The organism is Rhodococcus cerastii (assembly GCF_033042195.1).
Lineage (GTDB): Bacteria > Actinomycetota > Actinomycetes > Mycobacteriales > Mycobacteriaceae > Rhodococcoides.
In genome coordinates this window covers 159,813-180,341 of the sequence record NZ_JAWLKF010000010.1, presented here as the reverse complement: position 1 = coordinate 180,341, position 20,529 = coordinate 159,813, and the positions used below count along the sequence as shown (strand labels likewise).

Genomic DNA, 20,529 nt, shown 5'->3' with positions numbered 1-20,529 from the left:
AAGCTCTTACCTTCATTGAACCTCTATTCCTCGTCTACTCGCCAGCCACGCTTGTTGAAGCAGCAGGGCAGATTGCAGAGGAACCAACTTTTGGGTCCAGACAGCTTGCATCAACTCTGCATCCACGTGAGGATTGCTAGTCCCGTCGCCATTCCAGTTCGCTAAGAATTTTCTAGTTTCGTCCCCGAACCTAGACCGGTTGAAGAATGCCTTACCGCGCCTAGTGATAACGCTTTCGGGCAGCAGCCCATCAGAGAGGACCGACATGGCCGTTTCACGCGACATTCCGAAATAGCCTACCCAATCGAGCCAAGACTCAATAAATTTGTAATCGAGGAACGGATCTACTGCGAGACAATCGAAAAGTTCGGCAATTCGGTCGCGCGTCTCGACGAAAACGTCAAGATTTCGCAAAGTTAACTTCCGCCGAACTTCCCCTCGCCATCCGAAAGAGTCATCCACGGCTCGTTTCGTATCCTGCAAGAAAAGTGCGCGCTCTTCCGTGGTCAGCCAACTTACGCCGGTAAGCTGCGTGATCTCGTCGACATCAACCGCTCGCATTGTGCGGAGGAGTGGCCTTACCACGCCTTTGATTGTCTTCGGCTCAGATAGGCGAAATGCTGATACAGCCCGGCGAAATCGATACGATCGAGAACTACCGAACAGTTCGTCACCGAACTCCCCAGTTACCACCGAGCCGCCAGACGCAAACTTGCAGTCGAATAATGTCGAACCCGAGGCCGGCGGGTAGAATGGGCGCCCATTCGCAGCCAGCAAATTGGTCAGAGGCTTGCCCAGTATGTCGAACTCGGTCGACACGTCGTTGATTACCCATTCAAGCGGAAGGTCGAGCAACCGTAGATGATCGATAACTCGGTTCTGCCATTCCGTCTCTTGGGCGTCTGTGTCCTCGGCCGGGTAACGGTGCGTCAGAGCGACCGGCCTTGGCAATCCGTGCTTCTTCGCAACCATCGCAGCCCTGGCAAGCAGAAGAGATGAATCGCGACCACCTGAAAATGCGATTACGCATGGAGTCTTACTGAGTGCTTCCATTAGGATGCGGTCAAGTATTTCGATTGGACTACTCTGAGGTCGCCGACGCCTCAAAGGCTGACCCTTTCGGATCTCGCTCTCAGCCGAGCCAATTGGGAATCCATAAGCAATTTCTCTGTCAGTCAGTTCCGGCAGCATGCCCAACGAACCGAGATTGTCCATAGCTCAGCGATCTCCATTCCATAGCTACCGATGACCTTACAGTTTTATACCAACCTACTGTATCGTGAACCGACACGAATTCACCACCAGATGAGGTCAGCCATGCAGCTTCGCTCTCAAGATCTCGCCGTCAGCCATCTGGACGACGAGACAGTGCTTCTCGATTTGCGGAAATCATCGTACATATCGGTCAAAGGTTCTGGCGTCGAGCTTGTTCGGCTCCTCAGCGACAACAGAAGCGAGACGGACCTAGTCTCAGCCCTCGTTGCAAAATTCGATGTGGGCGAAGCACAAGCAGCCACCGACGTGCGACAGTTTTTGGACGGAATGCGTGACCGCGGCCTTCTCGACGAGTAGTTTGACCGAGCGTCAATCGAATGTAGAAGACTGCAAACGAAAAAGCTTAGAATACTCCCCCGCTTGCGCCATCAAATCTTCGTGTGTCCCGCTCTCGGCTATCCGACCCTCATGCATGACGTAAATTGTGTCCGCCAACCGCGCGCTCGAAATTCGATGAGTAATCAATACTGCTGTTTTTCCGAATAGCGTCTCACGCATCTGTTGAAACAAGGCGTATTCGGCACGTGGGTCGAGAGACGCACTGGGCTCGTCGAGAATGACCATCGGCGCGTCTCGATACAGAGTTCGCGCAATGGCAATCCGTTGCCATTGGCCTCCAGATAGATCGGATCCTGGCTCGAAGATATTGCCGAGTAGCGTGTCGAGCCCGTCAGGTAACTTCGCCGCAAACTCCGTGGCACCCGCCTTGGATAGGACAGAATGCACCCTCTCATCCAAATCGTCGTCACCGAAATCTGACAGTGCTACATTTTCGACAACACTCAAATGATACTCGACAAAGTCCTGAAACAAACATGCGACAGAAGCAGTGACAATCTGAGTGTCCCCCAGTGCCTCGCCGTTCCATAAATAGCGTCCAGATAGTGGCGAATAGAGACCTGCCAACACTTTTGCCAACGTAGTCTTTCCGGATCCATTGGAACCGACCAAGGCAATAACTTCACCAGGTCTAATTGCAAGGTCTATGTCTTGTAAAGCAGTGGTGTTCGATTCCGGATACTTGAATGCGATGTTCTCGAGGCGTACGGCAGGAGGGGCGTCCTGACGTACCGTGAGAGGAATCGCGCGCGAGTATTGACGCACGAACTCTTGATGGTCCTTGAGAAAGGGAACAGCCTCAGCCAACGTACCAACTGAGGAGAACGCGGTGGAAAACTGAGACGCCAGCAACCTGGACCCAACGGCCGCTGCAGCCGCCGAAGACACGCTGAGGTCACCGTCAGAAACAAGTAGAAACACGTACCCGAGCGCCAAAGCCAGAGCAACACTGTTGATAATTGCAGTCGCGACGGCGTCGAACTGTCGAGATCGAGCTGCATTCTTCAGTCTGACGAAGTAGTCGGTGTTGAGGGCAGTTTGACGGGCACTGAGAAAATCTGTGGTTTCGAATGATCGCAACTCTGCGGCATTCGGCTTCATCCCCATCAGCATTCGGATATACGAACGCCGTCGGTCGATCACATTCGCTCCAGTAGCGAACTGGAACTCCGTCCTACTGGAACGTGCGGCAAAGTACAGCGAGGGAATACCTGACATCAATATCAACGCAACGAGGAGCGGATTGATCGTGGCGAGCGCGATACACATACTGCCCGCTCCGATCACGCCCCCGAAAAGCGAGGACATCGCTGTCACCGTCTGCAAAGGTCGCGTCAGCGCGTTCTGCTGAATCCGTTCCAATGTCCCCAGAAACTGGGGTGATTCGTACAACTCGAGTTCCACTGTGGTAGTCACCGACTGGAGATCCGACCACAGACGTTGAGACACACGTTCGCCCAGTACGCGCTGCTGTTGAACCTGGATCGCCGCGATCGACGAGACACCCGCGGTACAGACCGAAAGCAAAACCAGCGGAGCAATCAACCGCAACCCACTGCCGGTCTCTGGCGCAAGCAGAGCGTCCAGAGCGAGCTTGCTGGCAAATACAACGAGGACCGCCAGTGCAGCGCTCAATATTTGTAACACGAATGCGAAGGACGCACCCCGCCGATCCGACTCGAAGACCGTGCTCACAGCGGTGACAATGTATCGGAGACCACCGATTTTCTTGATACGCGAGTCACCCATACAGCACACGTCTCGACCACAAACCTGCCACGGCCACGTTGATCACAACCCTGTGCCCTTTCGGTACCGCGCATAGTCGCGAGCAGCTGCCCGCAAGTCTGCCACTCCGCGACCTGCTCGCCGAAGTCTCGACATCGGGGGTGACAGCCGAGTCAGACTGTTCGATCGGTCACCGAAATCGATTGCGCGGGAACTCGGCCACAGCGCGGCTGCGAGCAGGCCGGCCTTCTTCCTCCACGGTGCCGCCGATATCTGTATGAGCCAGAAACTCGTGCGCGTCGTCGCGACATGACGCATCCGCCAGTCGGGTGAGGGTTCCTCGATAGCCAAAGCTGAGACGTCCAGCCCTACATCCGCAAAAAACTTGGAGGTCGATCGCAGCACTTTCCACTCTGCCGCCAAGAGAAACAGGGGCTGAACTCGATGCGCTTCAGTTGCTTCGACAAGCTCGCGATACTCAAGGGCCCGCAATAGCTCTCGCTCGGCCGACACTTCTCCGGTCTCGGGCCGGAGAGCGTGCATGGCCGCAATCAACGTGTGGGCGAGAACATTCGGTACGACAACGCGTCTACCGCCGATTGCCCTCCGTTCAGTGTTGGCCCACAGCACCTCGAACGACTCGTGCGGCTGCAAATCCGACCCCGGAAAGTAGTGGTGCGCATCGACCTCGACGCCCATCACGTCATTCCTGAGAGTCGTCGAATGCCACAGTGCCAACGCCGGGTCACGGCGGCCGAAGCCCATCGTTTCCATCCGCACGATGAACGCGGGCATGTCGTGCGGGGCGACCCAGACGTCCACATCGACCGAAGCCACTCTTGTTCGCAGACCCTGCGCCTGTAGCGTCGTTCCCTTGATGAACACACACCGGAGCCCTGACTTCTCCGCGACGTCGGCAATCAGCGGGTAGACGAGTTCCATGATGTGCTCTCGCTGCATCGGTCGCGCTTTCTGATCAGAGCCTGCAATCTGATTGCGGCCGCTGGCAAACTTGGCACTGCTCAGCTGAGCCTAGTGCGTTAGACCAACAATCTCGCGCAGTGCGTCCCTGCGCTTTCAGCCAGTGCGATTGTGCAGGCGCTAAGATTCGACAGGTGCGCCAAGGTTTAAACAGTTCTGTCGGGTGATGACGCTGAGAAGGCTGGCTGCGGTGGCCGGACTGTGTGTAGGTGCGTTCTCGATTGGCGGCTATTTCTTGTTTACGAACGCCGGCTACGACGAGCCGACTGCAGTGGACGCCATTGTGGTTCTCGGCGGCGATCAAGACGGCAGAATCGACTACGCTCTGCGCCTCGCAGCAGAGGGGCTGACCGACACAGTTGTCGTTTCGGACCCACAAGGTGCCAGCGATTCGAGAGAGCCCAGCCGTTGCCCTGAGCCGAGCGATAAAGTGCGGATTCTCTGCTTTGTCCCCGACCCGCTGACCACGCGAGGCGAGGCCATCTACGCGAATCAGCTGTCTCGCGAGAATGGTTGGACACACGTGATGGTCATCACCTGGCGCTATCACTTGCCGCGTGCGGGCTACATTTTCGGCCAATGCTTCGACGGAACGACGACGATGGTTCCCGTCGCCCTGACCTACCAATATTCGATTCCCCGTTGGCTTGCTGAATACGCGTACCAGTATGTGGGATACACGAAAGCCTTCATTCAGGGAAGGTGCTGAACGAAGGCTTTCGTGTGAGATGCAGACACGGTCTCGAAATCCGCGAGGTCGGCCTTTGCTTCGGCTACGTTCGGACGCTGTCGACGTGCTCTCGATACCACTCGACCGTCGAAGCAATTCCCGCTTCCAAGTCGATCTGCGGCTTCCATCCCGCATCCCGCAGCTTGTTCACGTCGAGCAATTTCTGCGGCGTTCCGTCCGGCTTGGATGTGTCCCACTCGGTTTCACCCTCGTAGCCCACGGCCGAGGCGACGATGCCGGCGATCTCCTTGATCGTCGCGTCCTCGCCGGTACCGACATTCACTTGATCGGGACCGTCATAGTGCTCCAGCAAATGGATACACGCAGCTGCCATATCGTCGACGTGCAAGAACTCTCGTCGCGGGGAGCCACTGCCCCAGTTGGTCACCGTCTCGATGCCGTCGCGGCGAGCCTCGTCGTAACGACGGATGAGAGCAGGCAGGACGTGCGACCCCTTCGGTGAGAAGTTGTCGCCCGGGCCGTACAAATTGGTCGGCATCGCCGAAATCCACGGCAAGCCGTACTGCTTGCGTACCGACTGAATCTGCAGGATGCCTGCGATCTTGGCGATGGCGTACGCATCGTTGGTCGGCTCGAGGTGCCCGGTGAGGAGGTACTCCTCCTTGATCGGCTGAGGAGCCAGCTTGGGATAGATGCACGAAGACCCGAGGAATAACACTCGCTGAACGTTCTGTGCCAATGCCGCGTCCAACACGTTCACCTGGATGCGTAGATTGTCCGAGAGGAAATCGACCGGGTACGTGCTGTTGGCCAGGATGCCGCCGACCTTTGCTGCGGCCAACACCACCGTCGCAGGCTTGGTCTCCTCGAAGAACGCGAACACTGCGTCACGATCCTTGAGGTCCAACTCCGACGACGAGCGGCCGATCAGGTCGCTGAAACCCGAGGCTGCGAGCTGCCGCCAGATAGCCGATCCGACCAAACCGCGGTGCCCGGCCACATAGAACGGCGCATCACGATTGAGCGGAGCGGGCGTGAAGTCGGAGGTTGCTGAACCGTCCGTTGTCATGGCGCTCACGCCCAATCCGGCAGAGCGGGCTTGTCGATCCACGGGCGACCCTCATGTTCGAGTGCGGCGATATCGGCGTCGACCATGATTTTCGCAAGCTCTGGCGTGTGCACGGTGGCCTTCCACCCGAGCTTTGCTTCGGCCTTGCTTGCGTCACCGATGAGAGCATCCACCTCCGTGGGGCGCAAGTAGCGCTCGTCGAACTTGACGTGCTTCTCCCAATCCAAGCCCGCCCGCTCGAAGGCCACGACGAGGAAGTCCTTCACCGAGAAGTTGCCACCGGTGGCGAGAACGAAGTCGTCCGGCTCGTCGGCCTGCAGCATGCGCCACATGCCCTCGACGTATTCGGGGGCATAGCCCCAGTCGCGAATGGCGTCGAGGTTTCCCATGTAGACGTTCTCTTCGAGACCGGCCTTGATACGTGCGACAGCCCGAGTGATCTTGCGGGTGACGAATGTTTCACCGCGACGAGGAGATTCGTGGTTGAACAGGATGCCGTTGACGGCGAAAATGCCGTACGCCTCGCGGTAGTTCTTCGTGACCCAGTAGGCGTAGACCTTGGCGGCACCGTACGGCGAGCGTGGGTAGAAGGGGGTTTCTTCATTTTGTGGCGGCGGAGTTGCACCGAACATCTCGGAGCTCGACGCCTGGTAAAAACGGCACTGCAAGCCCGCAAGGCGCACGGCCTCGAGCAGTCGAATGGAACCGATTCCGGTCGTGTTTCCGGTGTGCTCCGGCTCGTCGAAGCTCACCCGGACATGCGATTGCGCACCAAGGTTGTAGACCTCGTCGGGCTGAATCTCGGTGAGCAGAGTGACCAGTCTCGCGCCGTCGCTCAAGTCGCCGTAATGCAGAAACAGCTTGGCGTCTTTGTCGTGCGGGTCCTGGTACAGGTGATCGATGCGGGACGTGTTGAACGTGGATGAACGCCGGATCAACCCGTGAACTTCGTACCCCTTACTCAACAACAGCTCTGCCAGATATGAGCCATCCTGACCAGTGATACCAGTAATCAACGCACGCTTCATCTGTCAGCTCCATGGGAAGGTAGATACAGCACAATAGGGCTTCGGCTCACGAACCGCTGCGCAGAAAGTGAGTAGTTCGCGATCATTCAGTACGCGCCATTGCTACCCGCTACGGCGCGTACCGTTTTACCGATGATAAGCAGATCCCCCACCATCGACCAGTTCTCTACATATGAAAGATCAAGTCGCACAGTCTCTTCCCATGAAAGATCGGATCGGCCGCTCACTTGCCACAGCCCGGTGATGCCCGGCTTGACGAGCAGCCGGCGTCGAACCTCACCGTTGTAGGTCTCCACCTCGCGGCGCAGCGGTGGCCTGGGCCCCACGACGCTCATCTCGCGCTTGAGCACGTTAAGGAATTGGGGTAGCTCGTCGATGCTGAATTTGCGCATGAACTTGCCGACCTTGGTGACGCGGGGATCCTCACGCATCTTGAAGAGCACACCGCCTGCGCTCTCGTTCTGAACCAATAGTTTGTCGACCTGCTCATCCGCATCCTGCACCATGCTGCGGAACTTGATCATCTCGAAAGGCTTGCCGTCGATGCCCATTCGCTCCGACCGATAGAACACCGGCCCCCGGCTGGTGAACTTCACTGCTAGTGCGACCATCAGCAGGATCGGCGAAATCACCACCAGAACGGCAAAGGCAAAGAGCAAATCGAATGACGTCTTACTGAATCGTGTTGCACCGTTGTATTGAGGCTTCTCGACGTGGATCAAGGGGAACCCTGCCACCGGCCGCATCACCAGGCGCGGACCCGCAACGTCAACAACTCCCGGAGCAACAACCAGATCGACGTTCTTCTTCTCGAGGTCCCAGATCATCTTACGGATGCCCTTGTCACCTAGGTGTTCCGTGGCCGTTACGGCCACAGTGTCCGCGCCCGACGCTTCCAGTGCCTCGACCACACTGTGCTCGTCGCCGAGCACCGGAATTTCGTAGCCCTCGACCAAAACGGAATCGCGCTGCGGCTCGTACCCGGGTAAGCACATGCCCACCACGCTGTAGCCGGCCTCCGGTGAGCGCTCGAATTGCTGGGCCATCGACACAGCCGCCCTTCGGCTACCCACAATGAGCACTGCGGTTTGGTACTCGCCCCGGCGGCGCCTGGCTGCAACGCTCCTGCGCCAACCCCAGCGACTGAGCAGCAGGCCCAGCAGGCCGACAGGTAGTGCGATTGCCAAGTACAACCGAGCGAAATCTACGCGGAATAGGAGAGAGGCAATAGCGATGACTCCGAACAACCGGAATGTCGCCGATACGATGCGGCGGTACTCTTCAGCCCCGCTACCGATGACGTGCGGTGAGCGTGTCCGGAAGATGGCGAGGAATGCGATCCAGACAGCAGCCAGACCCACCGAGACTGTTGCGTAGCTGATCATGGACTTCGTTGCGACGGTTATTTCGATTTCGCCGAACCGGATGTACTGCGCCAGCGCCACGGCGAGTATCACGACCACAACGTCGGTGAACCTCAGCCGCTCGACGTACCGATGCTCCCAGACCCGACGTATGGTGAGGCGTCTATTCCTCGACGCCCTCCTACCGGACGCCGCCCCCCACGGGGTCTGCTGAATCGATCCACTGATAGCCACAGACGCCCCTTCCCTACGTTGATCCCCTGACCGACATACAGGCGACTGCCTGTATATCGCCGCTTCCACTCGACACCGGAGTGGCGAGAGATTGCTACGCGACCTAGCTTCTGAAGTTTTGCACGCTATCGGCGATACAGCTTGTCAAGTGAATCGCATCACAGACTGATAACGGAGCACAATCGGGTGTCCTCGACGGACGTGTGAGAAACAGTGCTTACCCGCAGAATCGGCAAGATCTTGCGGATCGTTACGACATGCCCGTGACTGTCATTCAATCGAAGTAGCGCAGCGCCTTTCAGCAAGCCCGGCAGGAAAGCGTAAGCACGAGTGACGAAAACTTGATGACCAACGCACTCCCCTACGGCCACCAAGGAGCGGTCAAACTTCCTGACCAAAACAAACCGAAAGAACCTGTAAACTGTGACAAACAAGCATCTTGCCGTGTTTCCACGGGTTACGCAAGCGCATTTGATGCAATATTCATTCAATTGAATGGAGAGAAGTTTGATTGTTCATCATCTGTGCATGGCGCAGTCGCGCAATAATCTAGCGATTTCACCAGATCTAAGGTCGACCCAACCCGCGGTAGGTCCAGCCGGCCTCACGCCACACAGTGGGGCTCAGACAGTTTCGTCCGTCGATCAAGGACTTCGCTCGAACCACGTCATCGAGGTCCTCTGGGACCAGCTCCTTGAACTCGTTCCACTCAGTCAGAACAAGCACAACGTCTGCCCCCTCGCAGGCGTCCAACGTCGATGAACTGTAGGAGAGGGTCGGGAACAACGCCCGGGAATTCGGCATGGCCCGGGGGTCGTACACGTTCACCGACGCTCCCTGCAGCTGAATCTGACCGGCCACATTCAAAGCTGGCGAATCACGCACGTCGTCGGAATCCGGTTTGAAGGCCGCACCCAGGACGGCGACCCGAGCACCGAGAAGAGATCCACAGGCCTCGCGTGCCAACTCGACCATGCGGGTACGACGTCGCATGTTGATGTTGTCCACCTCGCGCAGGAACGTCAGAGCTTGATCGGCACCGAGTTCACCGGCCCGAGCCATGAACGCACGAATGTCCTTGGGCAGGCATCCCCCACCGAAGCCGATCCCCGCATTGAGGAATTTGCGGCCGATGCGCTCGTCATGTCCGATGGCGTCGGCGAGAACGGTGACGTCGGCACCCGCAGCCTCACACACCTCAGCAATGGCATTGATGAACGAGATCTTGGTAGCCAGGAATGCGTTCGCCGATGCCTTCACCAGCTCGGCCGTGGCCAGATCGGTGACCAAGAATGGGATCTTCTCGTCGAGCAACTGCGCGTAGACCCCGCGAGCCAACTCCTCGGCGCGGCCGGGACGGGCGCGATCGACTCCGAGAACCAGCCGATCGGGATGCAGGGTGTCCTTGACGGCATAACCCTCGCGGAGGAACTCCGGGTTCCAGGCGACCTCGACGCCGTCGCCTGCGGGAGCGAGTTCGCGAGCCATCCGGCCCAATCGCTCGGCCGTGCCCACCGGGACGGTCGATTTACCGAAAATGACGGCAGGCTTCGTCAGCAGCGGAGCCAGCGTCTCGATGACCGAGTCGACGTACTTCATATCGGCCGCATACTCACCGCGCTTCTGGGGCGTACCGACGCCCAGAAAGTGGACCTCAGCGAACTCGGCCGCCTCCTCATAGGAGGACGTGAAGCGCAAACGGCCGGCCGCGATATTCCGCTTGAGCACCTCTTCGAGACCCGGCTCCCAGAATGGTACCTCACCGGCTTCGAGCTTCGCGAGCTTGGCCGGGTCGACGTCGACGCCGAGTACGTCATGACCCAACTCGGCCATACACGCGGCGTGAGTGGCACCGAGATAGCCGGTCCCGAACACTGTGATTCGCATTTGCTTCATTCCCCGTCAGTCGTACTGAACAATGGCGTACTCGACAAGAGCCCGTGACGGAGCGTCACAGCAAGTTCCTGGAGGACACCGCCTTCAGGCCACGCGCACACACGGGAATAGTAAGCACAGGTGATCACGGTCGTCACCCAGGAGACGGTGGTCACAGAGTCAGCTGAACGGCCGGCAGACGGAAGGTTTCTCAGCGACGAACGGGAAACTGCGGGTTCTCCGGCTCTTCGACGGCCTAGGCGCAGCGGTGGATGAAGTCGCTCAGTTCGTACACGCATCGACGCCATCGGCAATCATGGCCATGATACGAACATGTCCGACCACCTGCTTCCACCAGGTGTGTCGACTTTTCAGCGCGATCGGACCACGCGCGCAATTGCGCTGTGCTCGTGCACATTTCCGTAATGAAGCAGGACCGTGGCGCGAGTACGTGACGGGTGGCACGGTTCGTTGGCATGCAGGGCGCGATAGCCCCAGAACAGGTAGACGTTGCCCGGCACCGGCCGAAGGTGCACGAATTCCTCGGGGCGCGATCGCCACTTACGCCGAAAGTACGATTGCGCAATACGATTCGATACCAAAATCTGGTCGAGGAGGTTGGCGACGTACCATCTGCGCAACGGCCTCGCATTCGGCATCAGCAGGAGGTCACCCGGACTGTCCGACGGGATCATCACCGGCACAACTGCAGTGAGCGCGTAAGAATCGAAATGAAAGTTCAGCGAGCGGTTGGCACCGGACAGCCCGGAGATGCAACGCAACACCCTGAAAGGCCGCCCAGCGGGGGCCGGACGACCCACACCTGCAGCAAATACACCTCTGATGACGCGATCGACCTGAGACTCCTCCGGCCAAGCACGTGCAAGGACCTCTCCGAAGGCATCGGAATCTTTGAAATGAACATACTCGCCGCCAGCAGATACAACCGCGGCTTCGACGAACTCCACGAGTGCATCCACCGTTGCTGCCGAGACAACCTGTGGCAGAACGGCATAGCCATCCCGCGCCATGGCCGCCAGCGCGGTGGCTACGTCGAACGCCATCGCATGTTCGGATTCCTCGGAGTGGGGATCAGCTATCTCCATTGAACCTCCGGGGCGGCCATCTCATTGCACGTTCGTGAGTTTCGTGGATTGCACAATCGATGATGGTGCACATCTCGGTTCTTTCGACCTATCCAAAACCACATTTTCTATTGTTGCCCAGAACTGTGAAAAAACAAACCACCGCAGCTCCGATTCGACGAGGCGACCGCAGGACGCGACCCAAAACGCAGCTTGATCCGCGGGCCAGCTTGATTAAAACAATTGTTCAGCCTGCAAAGAGGACCGAACAAGAATCGAAGTACGCTTTGCCCGCCTCAGGTGAATACTGTTCGAGTAAATCTGCATAAACCAGCGAGCAAATCACCGGGCATGACCTGTTCTCGACGTAGGAAAGATCGGGGCCGACGCCTTCTCCCCACGACAGATCGGACCGGCCACTCACCTGCCGGAGCCCGGTCACGCCCGGGTCGACGAGCAGTCGAGATCGCACCTACACCTGACGCGTGCGGGCCAGTCAGCGACGAACAGGAAACTGGGGATTCTCCGGCTCCTCGACGGCTTGCACACACGAGAAGAGAAAGTCGGCGAGGCTGTGCCGACTGTTGGCATCACCGAGATCGAATGCGTCGGCCCTACCACTGGACTCGACGACCGCGGAGTAATACGATTCGACGGCGTCGGCCAATACGGACCGCATCGACACAGAACGGTCGAGGTGTGCGCGCGAAATGAGCTCGACGCGTTCTTGCAACAACCAGCCGAGAGTCCCTTGTTCCGAATCGATCATGAACGTAACGCCTTTCTTCTCCCTAAGAGTGGTCGATACTCAGGACGTTGTTCGGGGCCTCGGCTTCTGTTACCTCGGTCCCCTTGTCGTCCACGCTGCGGGCGCTACCGAAAACTGGGGTCACAACGTTGTCCAAGCCCATCCACTTCAACACATTGGTTTTGAAACGCGCCTTGTCGAAATCCCGCGCACGCAGGATGGAACTTTCGCGGCTGGCGTTCGCGGCGCGATGCAGAGCAGCATCGACATCGGTCCAATCGTCTATGTCGCAGCTGGCACCCGTAACTCCGTCGACAACGCTCTCGGCGGCTCCCCCGGTTCGGTTGGCCAAAACCTTGCCACCCGCTGCCATTGCCTCGACCGGCATTATTCCGAAATCCTCGACCCCCAGGAACGCGAACACCAGAGCTCGGCTGTACAGCGTGAACAACAGCTGGTCCGAAACACGTCCGAGAAACACCGAGTGCACCCCGAGATCCTCGGCCAGCTGCCTGAGCCTGGCCTCGTCAGGCCCCGAGCCGGCTATGACCACAGGAACGCCGTTGCGAGCGGCCGTCTGGATGGCTGCGTCCTGACGCTTGTAGGACACCAATCGGCCTGCGCCCAAGATGAATTCAGAGGGCAGTCGATCCACTATGCGGCATTCGTCGTCAGTGAGTTCCGAACGCCAGTCCGAGACCGACTGAATACGTGACACGTCGACAGGGGGGTACACCACGTGCGCTTCTTGCCCCCAGCTGTCCCGCATTCGATCCGCTATGAAGTGGCTGTTGGCGGCCCACGATGCAGGTGCCTGCGCGCGCGATTTGTCGATCCGGCGAAATACCGGGGCTGCGGCTTTCACATGCGCCTTCTGCCCGCGAGGATCGAGCGGTGCTGCCCACAGATAGCGGGCCGGGGTGTGCACATACACGAAACGACGCCGATCGGTGTGCCCGTAGCTGCCCGCGTGGTGTGCAAACAGATGTGAGCTGATCAGCATCCAGTCGTATCGATCCACATCGAGCATCCGCCAGACAAGGGGAAGAACGGACATCGCCAGCTGCTTGTTGTGACGCAGCGGGGTCCGCGACAAAAGGCTCTCCCGTACCGGATTGCTCGGGTACCGGCCAGGCGCGTCGTCCCAGGAACAGAAAATCGGCAGACCCGGGAACAGCTCGGCGAAGGCGTCCAAAACCTTCTCGGCTCCACCCGATTCTTCGATCCATTCATGAACAAGCACACCATCACCCGGAGCCGAACCGACTACGGGATTTGCGGGACCACGGTCCATTGAAAAACCTCTCTGGCTGCATCGCCCCGACGCAAACACAGATCACATCTCGTGTTCCACTTCGTGGTGAAACAAATCACGGGTCGAACCGAGCCGAACAAGCTGACAACACTGGACACGCAAGCGGATCCGTCCGTATCCGCGATCGAATGGCCGCGGGTCGTGTTTCCTGGATGATCCGTACCGGGGTTAGGGTACCTAAGGTTGGTGAATAGTGCTCATCAGAAAGCGCAGGCGCGCCGATAACCACGGTATTCTTCACAACGGATATGTTAGAGATCACAAGATCTGCACCAGACTCGAAAGTGCGGTATGCACAGACCATGCGAACACAGGCCGTTCTTCTGACGATGCTGTCCTGCGCCCTTCTCACGGCATCCTGCGCAGAAGAATCGGAATCAAGCGAACGTGCGGCGGATTTCGTTCGCTACCCCACCACCAGCGAGGCCGCGGCCGTAGCGCCGGTTACTCCGGTGGAGGACACCGAGCTGAACGCAATCCTGGCGTGCCAGGAGCAGATACTGGGCAAACTGGTTGCACCCCAATCTGCATCGTGGGGGGAACAGCGCGCCCAACGCGAGGGCGTGGACCCCGAGATCACCAACAGTGTCCGCACCGGCGGTTACACAGGTGAGTACGACTGGGTGGTGATCGGCACCGTCGACTCGACAAACCTCGCCAACACACGTGAGAAGACCGAATATGTCTGCGTCACAACGATGTCGCCGGAAGGCGCGATGATCGGCACAGTTTTGCGAGATCAAGTTCTCGGCCCGGTCTGACGCATCGATGGGTCCTACGGGCCGGCACTGTCCAACGCGGCACCCACCGCTGGGGCCAGAGTCAGCGCTGCAGTCGCCGAGATGTGGCGGTCATCGCGGTAGAGCAGCTCGTTTCCTGCGAGCGGGAAGCACGAATCGACCGAACACAGCAGATCGGCTGCATCGAGGAAGGTACTACCCGATTCGTTGGTCACCGATTCCATCGCCGAATCGAGCTCAGGATCCATGGCGTCTCGCCGATCCAGCGTGCAACTGGCCGTGTCGTCCAAATTTGCCGACAGACACACCGCGGGTGCCCGCGTCCACGTTGGAGTGTCACCGATAGCGACCACCTCGGTGAATCCGGCCAGCTCTGACAGCACTCGGGCGAAGCCCGAGACATAGTCGACCTCGAACTCACCGGAGCCCGCGTACAGGTCTCGATAGCCTGCGGCATAGCCACTGACGACTACCATCGCCGGCTTCATATCCTCTATCTCGGCCAAGGCATTACGACGAAAAGCGTCGCATTCCGGAAACGGCCGATCCAGTTGATACGCATCGATGGGTACATCGGCCGGGGTGCAACCGGACTTCGTCATCGCCACCAGCCGCATACCGCGCGCGACTGCGTAGGCCTCGAGTGCCGGGAACCATTGCGATGCACGGGAATCGCCGAACATCACCAGAACGGAGTCGGAATCGGCGTCTCCGTAAACGCACTCCTTGCTGGTCACGTCCAGATACTGCGCTTCACAACCGTCGCCGTACACCGCCGGAATGTCGTCCAACGAGGCCTCCAACGAGGGAGTGACGTTGCGCGGAACACTCGATGGGAACAAACTTCCACTCGCGACATCGGCGGCTGTGGGCACCGCCGCGTCGCCCCCTCCGTACAACTGAGGCACCCGTGACAGGCCCAGCCCGGCCACCACCGTTGTCACCGTGAGGACCAGAGCCAACACCGCATTGAGCGATCGTCTCTTCACCAGTACCGGAAGCGCCCGCATCGGCTCTTCGACCAACGTGTAGCCGAGCCAACCCAACACGACGGACAACACCCCGAGCGCCAGCCCCTCCGGCAGAGTCAGGGGCCGGTTCCACATGATCGCCGGGATGATCATCAGCGGCCAATGCCACAGATACGTCGAGTACGAAATACGCCCGAGCCACCTCATGGGACCGCGATCGAGAAGAAACGCTGCACCCCTCCCCTCGCCGTCGCCGATGATGACCGCCGCGGTTGCGATCACAGGAACAAGTGCCAGCCAACCGGGGAAGGCCATCGAGCTGTTCATCGTCAGTCCGCCGATGATGAACAGCGCAAAGCCCGCCCAGCTGACCGCGATCTTGGACCGGGTGGAGATGCGAGAGACCCACGGCCACGCCAGAGCAAGTAGCCCACCCACGCCGAGTTCCCATGCGCGCGTGGGCAATGCGAAGAATGCCCAGGCTCGGGAAACCCCGGTGAGCCACACGCACAGAAGAAACGACGCCGCGACCAGAATCCCCAGCACGATAGCCACACTGGCCCGCCTGTTTCGCGCCCACTTCACACTGAGCAGGAAGATCACCGGCCACACCAGGTAGAACTGTTCTTCGATGGCCAAAGACCAATAGTGTTGAAAGACAGACGGAGTGGTATCGCTGAGGTAGTCGGTACCAATCCAGGCGAGCCACATGTTGGTCACGTTGAACGCGCTCGCGAGACCATCCTTGGCAACCTGCGTCAACAACAGCGGAGGCAGGAGCAACTTCGACGCAATGAACGTCGCGACGATGACCACCGTTGCGGCAGGTAACAGTCGACGGACTCGTCGGGCATAGAACGTCCGTAACGAGATACTCCCCGTCTTGGTCACCTCGGCCATCAACAGACCTGTGATCAGGAAGCCCGAGATGACAAAAAAGATGTCGACCCCGATATACGACCCGGGCAACAGCCCCACACCCGCGTGGTACGTCACCACCAGGAGCAGCGCTAATGCGCGAAGTCCTTCGATATCGCGCCGAAAGGGTACCTTGGGCTTTGCCGCCGGATACAGAACAGCATCAGTGACGGCATGCTTGGCCAACGGTGAGTCTCCGCCGGTCGATCAGTGCTTCGAAGCGCGAGACACGGCATGGCCCGAGCTCGAATCGTCCACGCCGGCATCGGCCTCGAACTTGACCATAGGTTCGGAGACTCCGCTGTAGCGATTGGTCTTGCTCTTCTTGCTCCTCCTGCTGGTTTCGACCGGGGCACTGGGCGGCTGGGCCGCTCGTACCACCGCTTCCACCTTGCCGAAATCTGCGATCACGCCGGCTGGGTCCGGGATGCTGTTGGTCAGCGACTCCAGATCTGCCACCGACACCCTGTTCAATCCGACGACCACAACACTGACGTCGCCGTGCGTAGAGATCACGGCCGCATCAGTGACGGCCAGGGCAGCCGGCGAATCGATGATGATGTAGTCGAAGCTCGCACGCAAATCGCTTATCACCGTTGCCATTTCGACCGACCCGAGCAACTCACTCGGGTTGAGAGGAGCAGGGCCACCGGTCAACACGGTCAAGCCCTCGTCGGTGACCGCCACGGAATCCTCCAGCGTTGTCGAACCCTGGAGGACCTGTGTGAGTCCCCGACTTCCATCGACACCGAGCAGAACCGCGGCGTCGGGATTTCGAAGATCGCCTTCGACGTAGACCGTTCTCGAACCGCTGACTGCAATAGCCCTGGCAAGGTTCAAAGCGACGGTGGTACGACCTTCGGCAGGAGTGGCGCTGGTCACCGTGACCACCAGCGCCGCGTTCGAGGAAGACAAGTAGCCGACACGCGTGCGCAGCTTGCGGAATGCCTCTGCAGTGGCCGACGACCGGGAATCGAAATCGACCAGCCCCGTCGAACCGAGCTTGCGGTCACGCGGAATCTCACCGAGCAGCGGCGCGCCGACAGCAGTGGCAGCGTCCTTGGGTGAGGAAACCTTGTTGTCCAGACGGAACCACAACATCGCGATTGCCACACCGACCACAAGACCCGCGCCACCGCCGAGTGCCAGGTACCGGAACAGACTCGGTGCGATCGGGGTCCCCGGCAGTGTGGCGAACTCCGTCTGCGTCACCTTCACGACGGAAGGCGGTGCACCCGGTGGCGACTGCAGCTCGCTGATGTAGCCGATTGCGTTCTCTGCGACCGCGTCTGCCAGATCCCGTGCACCTTCACCGGTGTCACTGGTGGCGGCGATCGTCAATGCCACGCCGCCGGTGGGAAGTGTGACACCCACCTGCCCGGCCAGCTCACCCGGTGCAGCATCGAGACCCAGCTGCAGCGCGGTACGGCTCAACACCTGCTGGCCCACGATCAGCGCTGTGAACGACGACGCCTGCTGCTGCGCCAATGCGTTGCCCTGATAGGCCGAGACCACGTTGCCCTGATCGCCTGTAGAAACGAACAACTGCGACGTCGCAGCGTACGTGGGTGTCTCGACCATGAACCCTACGTATCCTCCGACCAGCCCGATGCCCAGCGCTGCTACGACGGCGTACCATCTTTTGACCAGCGCCCGTAGGTAATCCATGATGTCCACCGAAGTAGTATAAGAACGAATTTCGTTTCGTGAGCTCCCGAACGACATCCATTCAGACGAGATCTAGATCTCATCTCGCCGATTTGTGACGCGGTTCCCATTCATTTCGTCACTTATTGCCGTGTTAACGAACTGGAGATTTCCACGCCATGAAACTGCGGAACAATTCGCGATTCTTCGGTCTGTTGATCATGGCGCTACTCGGCAGCGGATGCGCTTCCGGAGCAATGGACACAGAGTACGGATCGGCCGACGCCCCGGAACCCGAGCCGCGCGGCGGCATCGTGGACTTCGCCCCGTGGGCGACGGACTACCTGCCGCTCGCCGACAACACGACGTCTCTGCTACGGATCCGGTACGAATCGTCATCAGGCCTCGACGCCGACGGCCACACTGTCTCGGCCGTTGTTGCTGTCCCCATCGGCACGCCTCCGCTCGGCGGGTGGCCGGTCGCTGCCGTGGCGCACGGCACCACCGGCATCACACAGGACTGCGCCCCGTCGTCCAATCCAGGACTGTCCGGTCTGGCCTCGACGGTGGCTGCATTCGTCGACCGCGGTTACGTGGTGGTCGCGACGGACTATCAGGGGCTCGGTGAACCCGACACCCATCCCTACCTGGAGCCGAAAACCGCCGCATACAACGTCATCGACTCCGTCCGAGCCGCTCGAAGTCTCGTTCCCGGAGCCTCAGGACGGTGGATTGCCTACGGCGGCTCGCAAGGAGGCCAGGCGGTGTGGGCAGCAAACGAGGAGTCTGCCACCTACGGTTCCGGACTCGATCTCGCAGCCGTCATCGCGCTGTCCCCGGCCGCGGATCTCACCGGGCTGGGACCTGCCGCCGAGAACGGAACCCTCACCGCCGAGCAACTTTCGGTCTATCCACTCGTCGTCGCCGGAATAGCCACCGCGTATCCGGACGTCGACGTGCAGAACTTCGTTGACGGCGCTCCGCTCGAGTCCCTGCCGATGCTGCAGAGCTGCACCGGTGAAAATCAGAGAGACAAGGACCGCGTGCTCAATGAATCGAACCCCGGTGAGTTCGAGCCCGCCGACCGGGCCGCGGCCGACAGGTTGAATTCCTGGCTGGAAGCGATCCGACTGCCGAAGGCGATCTCACCCGCTCCCATGCTGATCATCTACGGCGGAAACGACGGACTCGTATTGCCCGAGTGGATCGAAGGCGCAGCCGAACAGGCCTGCAGCCAGGGTGCGTCGATCGACCTGTTGCAGCAACCGATGGCCGGCCACGCCGTCAATCCGGTGCCCGCCCTGGACTGGCTCGCCTCGCGGATGGAAAATCAACCGCGAGGCGAGCAATGCCCAGGAATCTTGGAGTAGGCCCCGGACCGATCGACATCAGCCCACCGACAGCCCTGCTGCAGCACGAATGTTGTCGAACGCCAGCTTGGGGGAAAAGTCACGCCTGACGAGTCCGAAGTTCGCCTCGGCATCCCCCGCATTGGTTCCGGTATTGCGGAACGTGTGAATGAAGACCCCGGCGACGTAAGGCAATTTGCCGGCCTCCCTCAGACCCGCCAGCACGATCTCCGACTGCTTGGCTTCACTGGCCCCGTTCGTCTGCGTCGGGACACCGAACTCGGTGATCCAGATCTTCTTGCCACCGTCGCCGTGATAGTTCATCAGCGCGTACACCTGGCTGATCTGAGCCCAATACACACCTGCCGGTGGAGTAACCCCCGCCGGATAAGGATGCAACGCCAACCCATCGAAGAACGGTTTGCCGCCATTGCTGTAGAGGGCCCGCACAAAGGTGAACGGGGACGATCCGAAGGCCCAATCGGCAGAGTTCGCCAACCCGGCAGCGATCACCGTCGACTGCGGCTGCACGGCCTTGATCGCAGTGTAGGCAGCCTTCAGAGTTGGCAAGTAACTCTTCCCGGTAGGCGAGGGATTGTGGAAGTACGCCAGGTTCGGCTCGTTCCAGATCTCCCAGGTGGAGATGCGATTGCCGTACCTCGTTGCAGCAGCGGCGGCAAAATTGCCGAACTCGTCCGGATTCCGCGGCGACCCGAGGGTCCACGCGTTCGCTTGCGGGTTCGTCGCCCAGGCCGGCGCGTAGGTCGGCAGACCCAGAATCGCCAACCCGCGGGCGGACGCAGCATTGACCAGTCTGTCGATCGGAGCCCAATTTCTTTGGCCCTGAACCGGTTCCACCTTTTGCCAACTGATCTCGAGACGGATCCACGATCCGCCCACGGATCGGATGCCGTCCATCTCACGACCCAGATCCGCGTCGGACATCGTGTACACCGTCGATCCGTTCGAGAACCCGAACGGCTTGAGGCCAGCCCCTTGATTCTGCGCTCGAGCATCGGTAACCGTACTGATGGTTAAAAGGCCCGAAATCGCCAGAATGCCCGCTATTCGCGCTGGCGATCGTAGACGTCGCTGAAACTTGAATCGTTCGATGCGCATGGCGTTCTGATCCTTACTGTTCGGTGACCTACGGTCTTTTCCCCCCGAACACG

17 protein-coding genes and 1 pseudogene are annotated in these 20,529 nt (G+C 59.6%); 4 read left to right on the top strand and 14 right to left on the bottom strand.

The genetic code is table 11. The features are described 5' to 3' along the window. Positions 1–12: 12 nt before the first annotated feature. Entirely contained in the window at positions 13–1,215 is a 1,203-nt protein-coding gene (locus R3P93_RS17900) for an asparagine synthase-related protein (RefSeq protein WP_317533619.1), read from the bottom strand. 102 nt (positions 1,216–1,317) lie between these two features. Between R3P93_RS17900 and R3P93_RS17895 the strand changes: the two genes are divergently transcribed. After that, positions 1,318–1,572: a PqqD family protein gene (locus R3P93_RS17895; protein WP_317533618.1), complete on the top strand. Its 255-nt coding sequence runs from the start codon at positions 1,318–1,320 to the stop codon at positions 1,570–1,572. A gap of 12 nt (positions 1,573–1,584) precedes the next feature. Here the strand turns inward: R3P93_RS17895 and R3P93_RS17890 are convergent, their stop codons facing one another. Then, a complete protein-coding gene (locus tag R3P93_RS17890; RefSeq protein WP_317533617.1) occupies positions 1,585–3,309 on the bottom strand; it encodes an ABC transporter ATP-binding protein in 1,725 nt (574 codons plus the stop codon). A gap of 96 nt (positions 3,310–3,405) precedes the next feature. Then, positions 3,406–4,302, bottom strand: coding sequence for a nucleotidyltransferase family protein (locus tag R3P93_RS17885; RefSeq protein ID WP_317533616.1), 897 nt, complete (start codon positions 4,300–4,302; stop codon positions 3,406–3,408). 187 nt (positions 4,303–4,489) lie between these two features. Between R3P93_RS17885 and R3P93_RS17880 the strand changes: the two genes are divergently transcribed. After that, entirely contained in the window at positions 4,490–5,032 is a 543-nt protein-coding gene (locus R3P93_RS17880; protein WP_317533642.1) for a YdcF family protein, read from the top strand. A gap of 64 nt (positions 5,033–5,096) precedes the next feature. On the opposite strand, the gene R3P93_RS17875 is transcribed toward R3P93_RS17880, so the two are convergent. The 8 genes and pseudogenes from R3P93_RS17875 to R3P93_RS17840 all read right to left on the bottom strand — a co-directional run bounded on the left by R3P93_RS17875 (position 5,097) and on the right by R3P93_RS17840 (position 13,660). Next, positions 5,097–6,083: a GDP-L-fucose synthase family protein gene (locus tag R3P93_RS17875; protein ID WP_317533641.1), complete on the bottom strand. Its 987-nt coding sequence runs from the start codon at positions 6,081–6,083 to the stop codon at positions 5,097–5,099. Positions 6,084–6,088: 5 nt separating this feature from the next. Next, positions 6,089–7,111 (bottom strand): GDP-mannose 4,6-dehydratase, encoded by a 1,023-nt coding sequence (gene gmd / locus R3P93_RS17870; RefSeq protein ID WP_317533615.1) that lies wholly within the window; start codon positions 7,109–7,111, stop codon positions 6,089–6,091. Between the two features lie 86 nt (positions 7,112–7,197). Beyond that, on the bottom strand, positions 7,198–8,691 hold the full coding sequence (locus tag R3P93_RS17865) for a sugar transferase (protein WP_394855330.1): 1,494 nt from the start codon (positions 8,689–8,691) through the stop codon (positions 7,198–7,200). A 585-nt stretch (positions 8,692–9,276) separates the two neighbouring features. Beyond that, the gene (locus R3P93_RS17860; RefSeq protein ID WP_317533614.1) at positions 9,277–10,596 is read right to left on the bottom strand and encodes a UDP-glucose dehydrogenase family protein; all 1,320 of its coding nucleotides are present in this window, start codon (positions 10,594–10,596) and stop codon (positions 9,277–9,279) included. A 359-nt stretch (positions 10,597–10,955) separates the two neighbouring features. Next, entirely contained in the window at positions 10,956–11,648 is a 693-nt protein-coding gene (locus tag R3P93_RS17855; protein ID WP_317533613.1) for a hypothetical protein, read from the bottom strand. A 373-nt stretch (positions 11,649–12,021) separates the two neighbouring features. Beyond that, positions 12,022–12,141, bottom strand: a pseudogene (locus R3P93_RS17850) (sugar transferase); the annotation flags it as partial. 24 nt (positions 12,142–12,165) lie between these two features. Beyond that, positions 12,166–12,438: a hypothetical protein gene (locus R3P93_RS17845; protein ID WP_317533612.1), complete on the bottom strand. Its 273-nt coding sequence runs from the start codon at positions 12,436–12,438 to the stop codon at positions 12,166–12,168. Positions 12,439–12,460: 22 nt separating this feature from the next. Continuing rightward, the gene (locus R3P93_RS17840; RefSeq protein WP_317533611.1) at positions 12,461–13,660 is read right to left on the bottom strand and encodes a glycosyltransferase; all 1,200 of its coding nucleotides are present in this window, start codon (positions 13,658–13,660) and stop codon (positions 12,461–12,463) included. Between the two features lie 374 nt (positions 13,661–14,034). On the opposite strand from R3P93_RS17840, the gene R3P93_RS17835 reads away from it, so the two are divergent. Beyond that, a complete protein-coding gene (locus R3P93_RS17835; RefSeq protein WP_314145170.1) occupies positions 14,035–14,493 on the top strand; it encodes a hypothetical protein in 459 nt (152 codons plus the stop codon). A 14-nt stretch (positions 14,494–14,507) separates the two neighbouring features. On the opposite strand, the gene R3P93_RS17830 is transcribed toward R3P93_RS17835, so the two are convergent. Together R3P93_RS17830 and R3P93_RS17825 are read right to left on the bottom strand one after the other, a co-directional pair. Then, positions 14,508–16,547 carry an acyltransferase family protein gene (locus R3P93_RS17830; protein WP_317533610.1) on the bottom strand — a complete coding sequence of 680 codons (2,040 nt, stop codon included), beginning with the start codon at positions 16,545–16,547 and terminating at the stop codon, positions 14,508–14,510. Between the two features lie 21 nt (positions 16,548–16,568). Further along, on the bottom strand, positions 16,569–18,029 hold the full coding sequence (locus tag R3P93_RS17825; RefSeq protein ID WP_314145186.1) for a polysaccharide biosynthesis tyrosine autokinase: 1,461 nt from the start codon (positions 18,027–18,029) through the stop codon (positions 16,569–16,571). Between the two features lie 158 nt (positions 18,030–18,187). On the opposite strand from R3P93_RS17825, the gene R3P93_RS17820 reads away from it, so the two are divergent. Then, entirely contained in the window at positions 18,188–19,378 is a 1,191-nt protein-coding gene (locus tag R3P93_RS17820; protein ID WP_314145168.1) for an alpha/beta hydrolase family protein, read from the top strand. 18 nt (positions 19,379–19,396) lie between these two features. On the opposite strand, the gene R3P93_RS17815 is transcribed toward R3P93_RS17820, so the two are convergent. Then, positions 19,397–20,302, bottom strand: a complete 906-nt coding sequence (locus R3P93_RS17815; protein ID WP_394855326.1) for a cellulase family glycosylhydrolase — start codon at positions 20,300–20,302, stop codon at positions 19,397–19,399. Positions 20,303–20,529 lie beyond the last annotated feature (227 nt).